Here is a 17,366-nt window from a genome sequence, read left to right as displayed (position 1 = left end):
GAAAGGAGGAATGGGCAGAATGGGTACAGAAAACAGAGAAAGCTGCTCACAAAGAGATAGCGCGGAACGCAAAGGGTATGTGAGAGCGCACCGCTCATTCAACCGGATATGGAAGGAAAGGGACAGTGCAGAGCCAGATATCCTAAGTAAGATACTGAATAAGGATAACCTGAACAGAGCTTACAAAAGAGTGAAGGCGAACAAGGGAGCGCCAGGAGTTGATGGGATGACTATTGAAGCGGCGTTACCATGGTTGAGGGAGAATAATCACGAACTGGTAGAAAGAATCAGGAAGGGGAAATATAGCCCTTCCCCAGTCAGGAGAGTGGAGATCCCGAAGCCGGATGGAGGGACAAGAAAGCTAGGAATCCCTACTGTCATAGACCGCATCATCCAACAGGCCATGGCACAGCAGCTGATGCCAATCTATGAACCTCTGTTCTCGAAGGACAGTTATGGCTATCGTCCGGGTCGAGGGGCAAAAGACGCTGTCAGGAGGATAAAAGAGTACATCGAGCAGGGATATACGAGGGCAGTCGTCCTCGACCTGTCGAGATACTTTGATACGCTGAACCATACGATACTGCTGAACCAGTTGAGGAAACAGGTAAAAGATGAAAGAGTGGTACAGATGGTAAAGCGATATCTGAAGAGCGGAGTGATGGAAAACGGTGTTGTAACAGAGACGGAGGAAGGCTCCCCGCAAGGAGGAAATCTATCTCCACTCTTAGCAAACGTGTATCTGAATGAATTCGACTGGGAGTTTCACAGGCGGGGTGTGCCATGCATCCGCTACGCAGACGATATCGTACTGCTGGCGAAAAGCGAACGGGCCGCAGAGCGACTGCTGGAATCCAGCACGAAATATCTGGAGGAAACGTTGAAACTGAGAGTGAACCGGGAAAAGAGCCGGACAGTCAGTGTATTCGCAATCCGAAATTTTAAGTTCCTTGGCTTCTGTTTTGGGAAGAACGGAAAAGGAATCTATATCCGAGTCCATGGAAAGTCATGGGAGAAAGCCAAGGATGAACTGCGCAGGCTCACTTCCCGGAGCAAGTGCGGAAGTGTCGTCCGAACTATGGAAAAGGTAAAAGTCTACATGAGAGGATGGCTAAACTATTATGGGATAGCGGATATGAAGAACAATATCGAAAGCGTGAACGGATGGCTGTACCGCCGGATACGGATGTGTATCTGGAAACAGTGGAAACTGCCAAAGACCAGGAGGAGAAAGCTGATAGGACTGGGGTTATCAGAGTGGGCAGCATGCGAAGGAGCATACAGCAGAAAATCCTACTGGAGGATGTCTAACACGGGTGTGGTCAAAAGAGCATTAACAAAAGAAAGACTGATAAACTGGGGCTTCTATGATTTAGCCACAGCCTATCAGTCTCTGCACATCAACTATTGAAACCGCCGTGTACCGAACGGTACGCACGGTGGTGTGAGAGGACGGCGGCTAATCACCGCCTCCTACTCGATTCATAACAGGTAAAAGATATAGTGGTTTTATACGAAAAAATCAATGAACTTTGCATTTTTTTCACGTTTCACAAATTGACAAGCTTAAGATCCGTAGGATATAATAAAACAATGCGTATATTGGGGATAGTATACCCTTTAAAGCAGAGTATCGGTATATTTTGTGACATATATTACTGTTGAAGGAGGCAGGCTATGCTGTACGATAAGGTACCCACCAGTCTGAATTTTGTTGAACGCGAGAAACAGACAGAAAAATTCTGGAAAGAAAATAAGATTTTTGAGAAAAGTATGGAGCGCCGCAAAGAGGGCGAGACATATACGTTTTATGACGGTCCGCCAACTGCGAATGGAAAACCACATATTGGTCATGTGCTGACGCGCGTGATCAAGGATATGATTCCGCGTTACCAGACGATGAAGGGCAAGATGGTTCCGCGTAAGGCAGGCTGGGATACACATGGCCTTCCGGTAGAGCTTGAGGTCGAGAAGCTGCTTGGTCTGGATGGAAAGGAACAGATCGAGGAGTATGGACTGATCCCGTTTATTGACAAATGTAAAGAGAGTGTCTGGAAGTATAAGGGAATGTGGGAGGATTTCTCCGGTATTGTCGGCTTCTGGGCAGATATGGATGATCCGTATGTGACGTACCATGATGATTATATTGAGTCTGAGTGGTGGGCGCTGAAGCAGATCTGGGATAAGGGACTTTTATATAAGGGATTTAAAGTTGTCCCGTACTGTCCGCGCTGCGGGACACCGCTGTCTGCACAGGAGGTAGCGCAGGGGTATAAGACGGTCAAGGAGCGTTCTGCGATCGTGCGCTTTAAGGTAAAGCATGAGGATGCGTATTTTCTCGCATGGACGACGACTCCGTGGACACTTCCGTCCAATGTCGGTCTGTGTGTGAATCCGGATGAGACGTACTGCAAAGTAAAGGCGGCTGACGGCTACACTTATTATATGGCAGAGGCGCTGCTGGATACGGTACTCGGAAGACTGGCAGATGAGGCGCAGAATATAAAAGCGTATGAGGTGCTTGAGTCATACAAGGGTACAGACCTTGAGTATAAAGAATATGAGCCGCTGTTCGCATGTGCGGGAGAGGTGGCACAGAAGCAGCATAAGAAAGGATTTTTTGTAACGTGCGATAATTACGTTACGATGTCAGATGGTACGGGTATTGTCCACATCGCGCCGGCATTTGGTGAGGACGATGGAAGAGTTGGCCGCAACTATGATCTGCCGTTTGTACAGTTTGTAGACGGGAAGGGAGAGCTGACTGCAGAGACGCCGTATGCAGGGATGTTCGTAAAGGATGCGGATAAGCCGATCCTTGTAGATCTTGAGAAGGAAGGCAAGCTTTATGAGGCTCCGAAATTTGAGCATGAGTACCCGCATTGCTGGAGATGTGACACGCCGCTGATCTATTATGCGCGCGAGTCATGGTTTATCAAGATGACTGCGGTCAAGGAAGATCTGATCCGCAATAATAATACGATCAACTGGATCCCGGAGAGTATCGGTAAAGGACGTTTTGGAGACTGGCTTGAGAACGTACAGGACTGGGGTATTTCCAGAAACCGTTACTGGGGTACACCGCTTAATATCTGGTATTGTGAGGACTGCGGTCATATGCATTCCATCGGAAGCCGCGAGGAGCTCTTCCAGATGAGCGGCAATGAAGCGGCGAAGACAGTCGAGCTGCATCGCCCGTATATCGATGAGATCACGATCCCGTGTCCGAAGTGCGGTAAGACAATGCACCGTGTACCGGAGGTGATCGACTGCTGGTTTGACTCAGGAGCGATGCCGTTTGCGCAGCACCATTATCCGTTTGAGAATAAAGAAGTGTTCGAGAAGCAGTTCCCGGCACAGTTTATCTCTGAGGCGGTAGACCAGACGCGAGGCTGGTTCTATTCTCTGCTTGCAGAATCAACACTTCTGTTTAATAAGGCGCCATACGAAAATGTTATCGTACTGGGTCATGTGCAGGATGAAAATGGACAGAAAATGAGCAAATCCAAAGGAAATGCTGTCGATCCGTTTGCTGCGCTTGAGCAGTACGGAGCGGATGCGATCCGCTGGTATTTCTATATCAACAGCGCTCCGTGGCTGCCGAACCGTTTCCACGGAAAGGTAGTACAGGAAGGACAGCGCAAGTTTATGGGTACGCTGTGGAACACGTACGCTTTCTTTGTGCTGTATGCGAACATTGACAATTTCAATCCGATGGACTATACACTGGATTATGAGAAGCTTTCCGTCATGGACAAGTGGCTGCTCTCAAAGATGAACTCCATGATCAAAGCGGTCGATGAGGATCTTGGAGGCTACAAGATCCCGGAAGCAGCACGTGCGCTGCAGGAGTTTGTCGATGACATGAGCAACTGGTATGTCAGAAGAAGCCGCGAGCGTTTCTGGGCAAAGGGTATGGAGCAGGATAAGATCAATGCATATATGACTCTGTATACGGCTCTTGTAAATACGTGCAAGGCTGCAGCTCCGATGGTTCCGTTTATGACAGAGGATATTTACCGCAACATTGTCTGCAAGGTAGACCCGTCTGCGCCGGAGAGCATCCATCTGTGTGACTTCCCGACAGTGGATGAGGCGCATATTGACAAAGAGATGGAGACGGCGATGGATGAGGTACTGAAGATCGTTGTTATGGGGCGTGCGTGCAGAAATACAGCGAATATCAAGAACCGCCAGCCGATCGCAGCAATGTACTTCAAGGCTCCGAAGGAGCTGCCGGAATATTATACAGATATTATCCGTGATGAGCTCAATGTAAAGAATGTGACGTTTACGCAGGATGTCAGCAGCTTTACTTCCTATACCTTCAAGCCGCAGCTTAAAACTGTAGGACCGAAATATGGCAAGCTGCTCGGAAAGATCCGGCAGGCGCTTCCGGAGCTTGACGGTAATGCTGCAATGAGTGAACTCAGGGCAAATGGTGCGATCAGGCTTACATTTGGAACGGATGAGGTCGTGCTTGCAGAGGAAGATCTGCTGATCGAGGCAGCACAGACGGAAGGATATATTTCTGAAAATAATGGCGATATTACGGTTGTGCTTGAGACGACACTGACTCCGGAGCTCATTGAGGAAGGCTTTGAACGCGAGCTGATCAGCAAGATCCAGACGATGCGTAAAGAAGCAGGCTTTGAGGTAATGGATAAAATCCGTGTATCGGTAAAGGATAACGATAAGATAAAATCAATTCTGCAAAAATATGAGCATGAGATACTGACAGACGTTATGGCAGATGAGATTTCCTATGATGGAGTCACAGGATACACGAAAGAGTGGAATATCAATGGAGAAAATGTGACACTTGGCGTTGAGAAGCTGTGATGGACCATAGTCAGGAGGATGCATTTTGCGATCTCTCCGCAAAGATCAGTAAATCAGAAAGGGATTGAAAAAATGGGCAAGTTGATTGATAAGGAAGTATTTAAGGACAGAGTAAAGGATAATGTAAGGACGCTCTATCGTAAGACTATAAAAGAGGCTGACCAGCAGCAGCTGTTTCAGGCAGTAGCGTATGCAGTAAAGGACGAGATCATTAATAACTGGCTGGCTACACAGAAGCAGTATGAGATGGATGATCCGAAAACTGTTTATTATATGTCTATGGAGTTCCTGATGGGACGTGCGCTTGGAAATAACCTGATCAACCTTACGGCATATAAGGAAGTAAAGGAAGCGCTGGAGGAGCTTGGATTTGATCTGAATGTGATCGAGGATCAGGAGCCGGATGCAGCGCTTGGAAACGGAGGACTTGGACGTCTGGCAGCATGCTTCCTTGATTCTCTTGCCACCCTGGGATATTCTGCCTACGGCTGTGGCATCCGTTACCGCTATGGTATGTTCAAGCAGAAGATTGAAAACGGCTATCAGGTAGAGGTGCCGGATAACTGGCTTAAGAATGGCAATCCGTTTGAGCTTCGCCGCCCGGAATATGCAAAGACAGTGAAATTCGGCGGTTATGTACGGGTAGAGTATGATGAGCAGAAGAAGCGCAATAACTTTATCCAGGAAGGATATCAGTCTGTACTGGCAATCCCGTTTGATATGCCGGTGCTTGGATATAATAATAATATCGTAAATACGCTGCGCGTATGGGATGCAGAGGCGATCAATGATTTCCATCTCGATTCTTTTGATAAAGGTGATTACCAGAAGGCAGTAGAGCAGGAAAATCTGGCGAAGAATATCGTAGATGTACTTTATCCGAACGACAATCATTATGCAGGCAAGGAGCTTCGTCTGAAGCAGCAGTATTTCTTTATTTCTGCAAGCGTGCAGGAAGCGATCGCAAAATATAAGCGTACGCATAATGATATCCGTAAATTCTATGAGAAGGTAACGTTCCAGCTCAATGATACGCACCCGACGGTGGCGATCGCGGAGCTGATGCGTATTCTTGTAGATGAGGAAGGCCTTGAGTGGGAAGAGGCATGGGAGGTTACGACAAAAACCTGCGCGTATACAAACCATACGATCATGGCAGAGGCTCTGGAAAAGTGGCCGATCGAGCTGTTCTCCAGACTGCTTCCGCGTGTATATCAGATCATCGAAGAGATCAACCGCAGATTTGTAAATGAGATCCAGGCAAAATATCCGGGCAATCAGGAAAAGATCCGCAAGATGGCGATCATTTATGATGGTCAGGTGAAGATGGCGCATCTTGCGATCGCAGCAGGCTATTCTGTAAACGGTGTTGCAAGACTGCATACGGAGATCCTTAAAAATCAGGAGCTCAAAGACTTCTATGAGATGATGCCGGAGAAGTTCAATAATAAGACAAATGGTATCACACAGAGAAGATTCCTGCTTCATGCCAATCCTCTGCTTGCGGACTGGGTGACAGCACATATCGGAGATGAGTGGATCACAGACCTTCCGCAGATCGCAAAAATGAAGGTTTATGTGGACGATAAGAAGGCACAGCAGGAGTTTATGAATATCAAATATCAGAATAAGCTGCGTCTTGCGAAGTATATCAAGGAGCACAACGGTATTGATGTAGATCCGCGTTCTATTTTTGACGTACAGGTAAAGCGCCTGCATGAGTATAAGCGTCAGCTTCTTAATATCCTGCATGTGATGTATCTGTATAATCAGATCAAGGATCATCCGGAGATGGACTTCTATCCGAGAACCTTTATCTTTGGCGCGAAGGCAGCGGCAGGCTACCGCCGTGCGAAGCTGACGATTAAGCTGATCAACAGTGTAGCGGATGTGATCAACAACGACAAGTCCATAAACGGAAAGCTCAAGGTCGTATTTATTGAGGATTATCGCGTATCAAATGCAGAGATTATCTTTGCTGCTGCAGATGTGTCGGAGCAGATCTCCACAGCAAGTAAAGAGGCGTCTGGTACAGGTAATATGAAGTTTATGTTAAATGGAGCTCCGACGCTGGGCACTATGGATGGCGCGAATGTAGAGATCGTAGAAGAGGTCGGAGAGGAGAATGCCTTTATCTTCGGTCTGTCTGCAGATGAAGTGATCCGCTATGAAAATGAGGGAGGATACCGTCCGACGGATTATTTCAATAACGATCAGGATATCCGCCGTGTGCTGATGCAGCTGATCAACGGTGAATACTGCCACAACAATCCTGAAATGTTCCGTGATATTTATGATTCTCTGCTCAATACAAACAGCAGTGACCGTGCAGATACGTATTTCATCCTTGCAGACTTCAAGTCCTATGCGCAGGCACAGAAGCGTGTGGAGGAGGCGTACCGTGATGAGACACGCTGGGCAAGAATGGCAATGCTCAATATGGCATGCAGCGGAAAGTTTACTTCTGACCGCACGATCCAGCAGTATGTAGATGAGATCTGGCACCTGGATAAGGTGACAGTAAAGGTAGATCCGGCATCATTTGAAGTGTGATGTCAGAGTGTGGCTTTCATAGCTGCTGTATAAAAATATAGTTGAAATCAAAAGGAGAGGGTACTGTAAAGAACTGATCATTTCAGTGGATTTTGCAGCACCCCTTCTTTCTTTTATTGCATTGGAAATGTCCTGTGCGAACAGAAAAAGACAGGCGCTGTACAGGATCCGCAGAATCCTGTGAGATTTTCTGTATAAACAGCGTTTTTCTGGCAATCCTATCATTAATCCGGTGAGGACAAAGAACCCTGCGGTACGGTTTCGCGGGAATAATGGATGAGGTGAATGATATGGATAAAAGAGATTTCAAGAATTTTATTACGAAACGCAGCAGTATCTGGACTCTGAGCCTTTGCATGACAGGAATCATCGTTCTGGGCGGCATTGCGGCAGTGGACAGCAGCAGAAGAAGCAAGGAAGAACAAAAAGAGACAGAGATCGGACAGGTGGCATATCTGGAGGAGGAGATCGGGGATTCCGATGATATTGAGGAGTCGCTCTTTCCGACTCTGGATGAGACAGAGGATCTGGCGCAGGCCTCTGGAAACGCCGTATCCGGGGATAAGACTGACGCAGGAAGGAAAGAGGCAGACACGGCGCAGCTAGACGCACAGAGCCTGACGGATGCAGGGACTGTACAGGAAGGCGGCAATGATGCGACAGAGCAGGATGAGCTGGCAGCTGCAGGAACGGACGCAGCGGCGGTTTCCGGACAGGCAGATGCAGAAGCGGAGGCTTCAGAAGAGGCTTCTTCCGGGCAGATTATTTCGGAACAGGCGCTTTTGGATCAGGGGATCGATTTTAGCAGTGAGGAGGCTTTGATGTGGCCGGCAGCAGGGACGATCCTCATTGACTACAGTATGGATGGAAGCGTTTACTTCCCGACCCTGAACCAGTACAAGTATAATCCGGCTCTGATCATTGGAAGTGAAACAGGAAATCAGGTAGTCGCATCAGCAAAAGGGATCGTGGAATCAATCGCGATTGATGAAGAGACAGGAAATACAGTTGTATTAAATATCGGAAATGGGTATAAGCTTACTTACGGGCAGTTAAAGGAGATCGCTGTTTCGCAGGGAAGCGTGGTAGAAGAGGGAGCGCTGCTTGGATATGTCAGCGAGCCGACAAAGTATTACAGTGAGGAAGGCAGCAACCTGTACTTTGCAATGACACAGGATGGCACGGCGGTAGATCCGATCCTTTATCTGGAATAAGATATGCACATCTGCAGGGATGCAGCGTATTGTATACTAACAGAAAAAACAGACAGGGGAACAGTACGATACGCAGCCGGGTTTTCACAGGCAGTATCAGGTTTGGCGAAGTACGATTTTGACCGGCTGCTTTAAATACAGGGGATGGTGATCCATCCCTCTACATAGAAAAGAGAGCGTGTTGGTACATGAATTACACATATATTGTAAGATGCAGTGATGGTACGTATTACACAGGATGGACGAATCATCTGGAGAAACGTATCGAGGCGCACAATAGCGGCAGGGGGGCAAAGTATACAAAGCCGCGCCTTCCTGTGGAGCTTGTCTATTATGAGTGCTTTGAGACGAAGCAGGAGGCGATGCGGCGCGAAGCGCAGATCAAAAAGCTGTCAAGAGCGCAGAAGGAAGCACTTTTTGTTTATTGAAATTACTATTGTTTAGTGATAAAATGGCAACGATAACAGTAGATAAAGCAAAGTTGTATAAGAAATTCATGCAAGTGATAAGAATTGCTTACAGAGCTTGCTGAAAATTGTTGGAAGGATAAGGAGAGCTATAATGAAAAGACGAATGTTACTGCTGATGATGGCAGGTTTTTTTGTATTTGGCGGTGTTGCTTTTGCAGGCAGTGCGTTAAATAATGGGACAGGCAGTCTGAAGGTATGCGCACAGGAAAGTGTCCAGATCGATGCAAAGGCGTATGTGGAGACACTTTGTACAGGTGATGTATCAGAGCTTGAGAGCAGCTATACGTATACAGATGAGATGAGCGCTGCGCTTGAGAGCGGAGGAGGGCTTGAGGGGCTGCAGTCTTCAATAAAGCAGCTTGGCGAGCTGAAAGCAGTAGAAGAACCGGTGGAGGAAGAGGCGTCCGGCTATAGGTCCTATTCTGTTCCGTGTCAGTTTGAAGTGCAAAATGTGGATATTGTGATCCATGTAGATACGCAGGGAAGGATAGCCGGACTTGTGACTATGCCTTATACGGGGGCACAGGAAGGAGAGACGGACACGAAGGCTTCGGAAAAAACACTGCCGGATGGGGTTGCGGAGACAGAGCTGACGCTTCCGGTAAGCGGTGAGGAAGGCTGGGAGCTTCCGGGAACACTGACAATGCCGGAGGGGGACGGACCATTCCCGGCTGTTATACTGGTACATGGCTCGGGTCCGAATGACAGGGATGAGACAGTGGGACCGAATAAGCCGTTTCGTGATATCGCGTGGGATCTTGCGCAGCAGGGGATCGCTGTGTACCGCTATGATAAGCGTACCAATGTGTATGGGGAGGAAATGGCTGCTGATACAAAGCTGACATTGGAGGAGGAGACGATCCAGGATGCGGTGCAGGCAGTTTCTCTTTTGAAGGAGCAGGATAAGGTTGATCCAGAAAGGATCTATGTGCTCGGTCATTCGCTCGGCGGGGAAGCTTTGCCGAGGATCCGGCAGGCGCTTGCACAGGAGGGCCAGGAGCTTTCCGGGTATATTTTCCTTGCAGCGCCGGCGCGTCCACTGGCAGGGCTCATGCGCGAACAGTATGATTTTCTGTATTCGCTGATGCCTCAGCTCAACGAGACACAGCAGAAGCAAAAGGAAGAGATATACGCACAGCTTGACAGGCTGGATGATCTGGATTCTCTTTCTGAGGATGAGGCTGTCATGGGGGCATATAAGCAGTACTGGCAGTATCTGGAGGATTATGATCCGGTCGAAGCAGCAGCGGATATGACGGAAAAATGCCTCGTGCTTCAGGGTGAGGAGGATTATCAGGTCACGATGGAGGATTTTGCGCTGTGGCAGGAGGCGTACGGGGAGTCGGAAAACTGGGAATTTATCACCTATCCGGGTCTGACTCATATGTTTATGCCGGGAGAAAAGGCGAATGGAAATGCAGACTATATGACTGCTCAGAACGTAGATCCGCAGGTGACAGCGGATATTGCACTGTTTGTAAATGGAGGAAATCCGCTGATGCGGGAGTAGAAGCGGCAGGTAGCATCTGACAGCAGATAAAATAAAAGAGTTCTGTGAAACATCAACGATTTGTTTCGCAGAACTCTTTTTTTACAATAATTTTAACGTTTCGGTATAACCATTTAGCAAAGCTTGTTTTTCCTGTACCAGAAGAGCCATGAACATAGACAACATCTAATTCCCTATCGCTTTCATTCGCAAGGGTATCTCTACGATACTTGAAAGCATTATCAATAGTTCGTTTATACTTGTCATAATCCTTGCCACTTATATAATCCATATAATTGTATTCTCGAATAGTACCATTTAGAATTTGCTCTCTAATTTCGTCTTGTCGGGCTGATTTACCACCTGTTTCAATGAATGCTACATAATCAAAGTTGGCAACTACTAAATTGGCGTCATATCTGAATTTTCCACTAGCATTTTCGTGTATCAGATATTTTAACATTGAATTATAGTTACCGCTTACACTCTTTTGAACATATTGTTCTTCCACTCCGAACCATTTTGCAATATATTTAGTGTCTTGTGAATCGTTAAATTGTAACATTAAATGCCAATGCGGTGATTTTAATGTTCCTGCTTTGTGATTAGAATTTTTTTCTTCATCTTCCTTTGTATATGTATCTTTATCGTGTCGGATATAAGCATATTTTTTTATACATGCTCGGTCTTTAAGCCCCTGTTTAATTTGTTCTTCATTTATATAAGGTTCATATTGCATAATTTCCACTTTTTTTATTTTCATTATTTCTTAACTCCTTTTCTTTATTTTTTTGCAATAAAGAAAGACAGTAGGCAAACCAACTGTCTTGAAGTCTGGAAACAATATTTTCATATTAACCATTATTTATGGAATATATCTTCGGTAATCACATAATATATAACACAATTAAATATTTTTACTCCAGACTTCAAGAATCGCCTTCCACAGCCTTTGAAGTCTTTTTTTATTGTGTTATATCGTAGATTTTAGGAATTAGTTCTATAACGAATTTAGGAATTAAGTTTATAATTTTTTTAATTGTGCGGTCACGATTCTACGAATCGTGCGAGATACATGCAATCGAACAAGTTCGATTGTGGAGAGTAGACAGAGAATGTTGGTGTGTATTTGTTGGTGTGTAGAGTGTTTAGACTTCAGAAGCAAAAGAGAATAGCACACCATTTTACACAACCGCTTTAATATAAATGAGGTGTCGGCTAAGTTGCCAACACCTCGTTTAATGTTCTAATATACTTGATTTTAAAGGGTTTTTGATTAACCGAAATATCTTCTGAGTAATCCCTCGAAAGCCTTACCATGTCGAGCTTCGTCTCTTGCCATCTCATGAACTGTGTCATGGATTGCGTCAAGGTTAGCTGCCTTTGCACGCTTAGCCAGATCAAACTTACCAGCTGTAGCGCCGTTCTCTGCCTCTACACGCATTTCAAGGTTCTTCTTTGTGCTGTCTGTTACTACTTCGCCGAGCAGCTCTGCGAATTTAGCAGCGTGCTCTGCTTCTTCGTAAGCAGCCTTCTCCCAGTAAAGTCCGATCTCCGGATATCCTTCTCTGTGAGCAACACGTGCCATAGCAAGGTACATACCAACCTCAGAGCACTCGCCCTCGAAGTTTGCACGAAGGTCAGCCAGAATATCTTCAGATACGCCCTGAGCTACGCCAACAACGTGCTCTGCTGCCCATGTCATCTCACCCTTCATCTCTGTGAACTTGCTTGCCGGAGCTTTGCAAACCGGACATACTTCCGGAGCTGCATCTCCCTCATGAACATAACCACATACATTACATACAAACTTTGCCATAATTTTATTCTCCTTTTATATTTATTTGATTTTTTATAATAGTAATTGTTACTGATATTAATATAGCATCTTCTTTTTGCCTTGTCAATAGATTATTTCACATTCTTCAAAATATTATTATGAATTTTCTGTGAAGCTGTTTTTTCGGCAGTCGTCGCAGATGCCGAAAAAGTTTGCGCGGTAGGATTCGATCTCTCCCGGACATGTATGAGAAGCTGTCTCAAGGAAGGAATCAATATTTTCTACATGGACATCATATACTCTGTGGCAATGAGTACAGATAAAATGCTGATGCGGCGTCATGTCTGCATCGTAATGCTCTGCGCTGCTGCCGGCAGATATTTTTGCGACTTCGCCAAGCTGCTCTAACAGGGAAAGATTCCGGTAAACAGTGCCAAGGCTGATATTTGGATAGGTTTCCCTCAGGCAGGTATAGACGGTGTCTGCGGTAGGGTGATCGGTGCGGCTTGCCAAAAAGGTTTTGATGGCTTCCCGCTGTCTGCTGTATTTTAGTGTCGCCATACTTGTCTCCTATTAAAAATAGTAATCATTATTATATCTGATTATAACAAATAGAATCTGCAATGTCAATTCTTTTCAAAATATTGTTTATGGGGTATTATGGAAATACAGAATGCTCTTTTTTGTGCACGCAAAAAAAGAATAATAGAAGCTGCGGGCAGAGGAGACATTTAAAAACAGCGGTTATTATTATATAGAAGAAAGGGGTTTTATCATGATCTATGATGTAATTATTATTGGTTCTGGACCGGCCGGACTGGCTGCGGCTATTTATGCACAAAGAGCGAAGCTTACGACAGTGGTCCTTGAAAAAGAGTATATGAGCGGAGGACAGGTAGTCAACACGTACGAGGTGGATAATTATCCAGGGCTGCCGGGGATCGGCGGATTTGAGCTGGGGATGAAATTCAGAGAGCATGCAGAAAAGCTGGGCGCCCAGTTTATTAATATAGAAGTAAAGCATATTGGACTGGAGGATGAAGGACGGGTCAAGGTAGTCTACACAGACAGCGAGGAGTTTCGTGCACGTACGCTGATCCTGGCGATGGGGGCACGTCATCGGGAGCTTGGGATCCCGGGCGAGAAGGAGCTGGCCGGTATGGGGGTTTCCTATTGTGCAACGTGCGACGGGGCATTTTTTAAGGGACGGACAGTAGCCGTGGTAGGCGGCGGAGATGTGGCGGTCGAGGATGCGCTGTTTCTTGCGAGGGGCTGTGAAAAGGTATATCTGATCCACAGAAGAGATGAGCTGCGCGCGGCGGCCGTTTTGCAGGAACAGTTAAAGAAATGTGAAAATGTTTCCTTCGTATGGGATTCGGAGGTCGTGGAAATATCGGGAGAGGACCATGTGGAATGCATTAAAATCCGTAATAAAAAAAGCGGAGAAGAAAAAGTGCAGGACGTAGATGGAGTATTTATTGCAGTGGGTACAATACCAAATACGGGAAACATTACGGAATTATTACATTTGGATAAAAATGGTTACATTCCTGCTTCAGAGGATGGAAAGACGGAAATCCCGGGGATTTTTGCTGCAGGCGACATTCGGACCAAGCAATTGCGTCAGATTGTCACTGCTGTATCGGATGGAGCGAATGCGATTACCTCTGTTCAGGCATATATAAATGCACTGTAATAATAAAATGTTTCCATAAACTTCTAATTCTTACTTATTCCTTGCGGAAAAATTAAAAAAATATTTAAAATACTTGACATCTAAGACCATATTTGTTATGATGACAACGTAATAAATGTAACAAATTTGTAATAACTACCCCGGTAGTTATTCTGGAGGAAGGGATAAGTAATGAAAAAAGGAGTAATGCAGTTTACAGCTTGCTGTCTGGCTGTAGGGATCACATTTTCGGGAATGAGTACAGTAGCGTTCGCACAGAAGGATACGACGCTTGCTGGTTTTGATGGTATAGCGACAGCATCAGAGCAGACAGATGAGACAGAAGCTGCACAGAATACAGAAACAGAACAGACGGAGACTGCGCAGGAGACAGAAGCAGCGCAGACAGAGGCTGTATCAGATACACAGGCGCAGGAGACAGAGGCTGTACAGGAGACAGAAGCAGCACAGACAGAGGCTGCCGGGGAGACGGAGACTGTACAGGAGACAGAAGCGGCAGTGGACACGAGTATGAGCGGACAGATGGCTTTTGCACAGTGTGAGGAATACATCAACGTGCGCAGCAGCGCGAGTGCAGACAGTGAGGTTGTAGGTAAGGTATATAACAATGGTTCAGTGACGATCCTCAGTCAGGTAGGCGACTGGTATGAGGTACAGTCAGGAAATGCGACCGGATATGTAAAGGCAGAGTATTTTGCTACGGGAGAGCAGGCAGAGGCGATCGCCAATGAGGTTGCTTATAATGTAGCTACGGTATATCCGGAAGCGCTTGTTGTCCGCGCAGAGGCGAGCGAGGATTCAGAACAGATCGGTATGGTATACAGCTCAGACGAGCTGGAGGTAGTCGAGTACGAGGGCGACTGGATGAAGGTGGCACTTGGCGGCGATTCCTATGGATATATTAATGCATACTATGTTGATTATGATACGTATTATGCGACAGCCGAGACTCTGGAGGAGGAGCAGGCACGACTGGATCAGGAGTGGCTTGATTATCTTGCACAGCAGGAGGCAGAACAGGCGGCAGCAGAGCAGGCATACCTTGACGCGATCGCAGCGGAACAGGCAGCGGCAGAGCAGGCAGCTTATGATGCAGCATATCAGGCACAGGTAGAAGCACAGGCGCAGGCCGATGCGCTGGCTCAGGAGCAGGCACAGGCTCAGGCAGAAGCGGATGCACAGGCACAGGCCCAGGCGGACGCGCAGGCTCAGGCGGATCAGGCATATCAGGAGTATCTGGACGCACAGGCGCAGGCCGATGCGGCGACACAGCAGGCAGATGAGCAGGCAGTCATTGATGCGGCAGCTCAGGCTCAGTCAGAGTATCAGGAGTTCTTAGATGCGCAGGCCCAGGCGGATGCACAGGCACAGGCTCAGGCAGACGCGCAGGCTCAGGCGGATGCACAGGCACAGGCTCAGGCAGACGCGCTGGCTCAGGAGCAGGCACAGGCAGACGCACAGGCGCAGGCCGATGCACAGGCGCAGGCTCAGGCAGACGCGCAGGCTCAGGCAGATGCGCAGGCTCAGGCGGAGCAGCAGTCACAGGAGGATACATCAGATAATTCTTCGTCCTCTTCTCTGGGACAGGAGATCGTAAACTTTGCAACACAGTTTGTAGGAAATCCGTATGTATGGGGCGGCACAAGCCTGACAAACGGAGCGGACTGTTCCGGATTTACACAGTCGGTATTTGCAAACTTTGGTATCAGCATTCCGCGTACAGCAGCAGCACAGTCCGGCAGCGGTACACCGGTAGATCTTGGAAGTATTCAGGCAGGTGACCTGCTGTTCTATAGCGGCGGCGGCGGAATCGGTCATGTAACGATCTATATGGGTAACGGACAGGTAGTACATGCAAGTAACTCTACAACTGGTATTATTATTTCTGACTATGGATACCGTACACCGGTTTCCGCAAGAAGATACTGGTAATCAATTTCATACGATAAAGATACGGGAGTCCACTGGCAACAGTGGGCTCCCTTCCAATATTGTGCGTGTTTTTTGCAGACAGTAAATCTTGCAGGATAAGAAGGAAGATGGTATACTCTTTTCAAATGAATTGGGGAGACGATAGGGATGACGAGGAATGACTGGTATAATGCCGGTGATCAGATAAAAAAGCTGGTGCAGGATGCAGTGGACAGCGGAGACTTTTCACAGCTTGGCAGCACGATCACAAATGTTGTGAATGATATCTACCAGTATACGAACCGGGAGGCTGCGGACCGGATACGCAAGAATATGCAGCAGAAGGAACAGGAGCAGCACAAAGACAGAGAGCCGGACCGGGCGCAGCGCAGACGGGAGAATACGGTGCATGTGCATATTGACCGGATGAAGTATCCGGGAATGCGTGTGCCGGGAGAGATCACAGGAAATGTGATGAAGTGGGTTGGCTACGGCCTGTGTGGGATGTTTGGCCTGGCATTTTCCATTTATCTGATTGTCGCTCTTTCCCTGGGGCTTTCCAGGATGTGGGTGGCGGTACTGTTTGCGCTGTTCTTTGGATGCAGCTTTTTACTTGCAGACGAGGGAAGTGACAGGGTAAAGCTGGCAAAGCGGTTTCGCAGGTACTGTGATATTATGGGAGAGCGTACGTACTGCCTGATCGAGGAGCTTGCGTCTGCAACGGGAAAAAGCCATAAATACGTGCGCAAAGATCTGAAAAAGATGATCCGGCGCGGTTTTTTTAAGGAAGGGTACCTCGACCGGAAGGAGACGCTTCTGATTACGGACGGAGAGACATACCGCCAGTATCTGACTGCACAGGAAGCGTATGAGATAAGAGCGGCAGAACAGAAAAATCAGAAGTCAGATGGTAAAAAAGAAAGTGCGCAGGCAGCCAGCGGCAGCGCTGATACAAAGCTGGATCCCGGATGCCGTGAGATCATAGAAGAGGGACGCAGATATATCGCACATATACGCGCCTGCAATGACAGAATTGAAGGAATGGAGTTTTCCAGGAAGCTGGACCGTCTTGAGCTGGTCATTTCCAGGATATTCTATGAGGTGGAGAAGCATCCTGATTCAGCGGATGACCTGAAAAAGATGATGAGCTATTACCTTCCGACCACAAAAAAGCTGTTGGACGCATACTGTGAGCTGGACGAGCAGCCGATCGCAGGAGACAATATTGAGCATACAAAAAGAGAGATAGAGGAAGCGCTGGATACGATTAATGCCGCTTTTGAAAAGCTGCTGGACAGTTTTTTTGAAGAGACAGCGTGGGATATTTCCTCCGATATTACGGTGCTGCATAATATGCTGGCACAGGAGGGGCTGACAGAAAGTGGATTTGCACAGAAATAGATGAGTTCAG

Annotated in this window: 12 protein-coding genes; 9 read left to right on the top strand and 3 right to left on the bottom strand. The window is 47.1% G+C overall.

All coding sequences use genetic code 11. From position 1 onward, the window contains the following. The first annotated feature begins 19 nt into the window (after positions 1 to 19). The 6 genes from ltrA to QOX44_RS02470 all read left to right on the top strand — a co-directional run bounded on the left by ltrA (position 20) and on the right by QOX44_RS02470 (position 10,589). Positions 20 to 1,411: a group II intron reverse transcriptase/maturase gene (gene ltrA, locus QOX44_RS02495; RefSeq protein ID WP_283681000.1), complete on the top strand. Its 1,392-nt coding sequence runs from the start codon at positions 20 to 22 to the stop codon at positions 1,409 to 1,411. A gap of 269 nt (positions 1,412 to 1,680) precedes the next feature. Beyond that, positions 1,681 to 4,842, top strand: a complete 3,162-nt coding sequence (gene ileS, locus QOX44_RS02490) for an isoleucine--tRNA ligase (protein ID WP_283681306.1) — start codon at positions 1,681 to 1,683, stop codon at positions 4,840 to 4,842. 72 nt (positions 4,843 to 4,914) lie between these two features. Continuing rightward, positions 4,915 to 7,395: a glycogen/starch/alpha-glucan phosphorylase gene (locus QOX44_RS02485; protein WP_283681097.1), complete on the top strand. Its 2,481-nt coding sequence runs from the start codon at positions 4,915 to 4,917 to the stop codon at positions 7,393 to 7,395. Between the two features lie 290 nt (positions 7,396 to 7,685). Further along, positions 7,686 to 8,609, top strand: a complete 924-nt coding sequence (locus QOX44_RS02480) for a M23 family metallopeptidase (RefSeq protein ID WP_283681096.1) — start codon at positions 7,686 to 7,688, stop codon at positions 8,607 to 8,609. Between the two features lie 188 nt (positions 8,610 to 8,797). Further along, complete coding sequence (locus QOX44_RS02475) at positions 8,798 to 9,037, top strand: GIY-YIG nuclease family protein (RefSeq protein WP_283681095.1); 240 nt, start codon at positions 8,798 to 8,800, stop codon at positions 9,035 to 9,037. Positions 9,038 to 9,170: 133 nt separating this feature from the next. Next, on the top strand, positions 9,171 to 10,589 hold the full coding sequence (locus QOX44_RS02470) for an alpha/beta hydrolase family protein (RefSeq protein WP_283681093.1): 1,419 nt from the start codon (positions 9,171 to 9,173) through the stop codon (positions 10,587 to 10,589). 52 nt (positions 10,590 to 10,641) lie between these two features. Here the strand turns inward: QOX44_RS02470 and QOX44_RS02465 are convergent, their stop codons facing one another. The 3 genes from QOX44_RS02465 to QOX44_RS02455 all read right to left on the bottom strand — a co-directional run bounded on the left by QOX44_RS02465 (position 10,642) and on the right by QOX44_RS02455 (position 12,909). Further along, positions 10,642 to 11,331: a Rep family protein gene (locus tag QOX44_RS02465; RefSeq protein ID WP_283681092.1), complete on the bottom strand. Its 690-nt coding sequence runs from the start codon at positions 11,329 to 11,331 to the stop codon at positions 10,642 to 10,644. Positions 11,332 to 11,844: 513 nt separating this feature from the next. Next, positions 11,845 to 12,387, bottom strand: coding sequence for an NADH peroxidase (locus QOX44_RS02460; RefSeq protein ID WP_283681091.1), 543 nt, complete (start codon positions 12,385 to 12,387; stop codon positions 11,845 to 11,847). Positions 12,388 to 12,504: 117 nt separating this feature from the next. Next, positions 12,505 to 12,909: a Fur family transcriptional regulator gene (locus tag QOX44_RS02455; RefSeq protein WP_283681090.1), complete on the bottom strand. Its 405-nt coding sequence runs from the start codon at positions 12,907 to 12,909 to the stop codon at positions 12,505 to 12,507. Positions 12,910 to 13,123: 214 nt separating this feature from the next. Between QOX44_RS02455 and trxB the strand changes: the two genes are divergently transcribed. From trxB to QOX44_RS02440, 3 genes are all read left to right on the top strand, one after another. After that, a complete protein-coding gene (gene trxB / locus QOX44_RS02450; RefSeq protein ID WP_283681089.1) occupies positions 13,124 to 14,044 on the top strand; it encodes a thioredoxin-disulfide reductase in 921 nt (306 codons plus the stop codon). 171 nt (positions 14,045 to 14,215) lie between these two features. Next, complete coding sequence (locus QOX44_RS18185; RefSeq protein ID WP_283681088.1) at positions 14,216 to 15,976, top strand: C40 family peptidase; 1,761 nt, start codon at positions 14,216 to 14,218, stop codon at positions 15,974 to 15,976. A gap of 147 nt (positions 15,977 to 16,123) precedes the next feature. Beyond that, entirely contained in the window at positions 16,124 to 17,356 is a 1,233-nt protein-coding gene (locus tag QOX44_RS02440; RefSeq protein WP_283681087.1) for a 5-bromo-4-chloroindolyl phosphate hydrolysis family protein, read from the top strand. The last annotated feature ends 10 nt before the right edge of the window (positions 17,357 to 17,366 follow it).

This window comes from Parablautia sp. Marseille-Q6255, assembly GCF_951230155.1.
Taxonomy (GTDB): Bacteria; Bacillota; Clostridia; order Lachnospirales; family Lachnospiraceae; genus Choladousia.
Note: the sequence above shows the minus strand (reverse complement) of the source record. Positions and strands in the feature narration are given on the sequence as shown.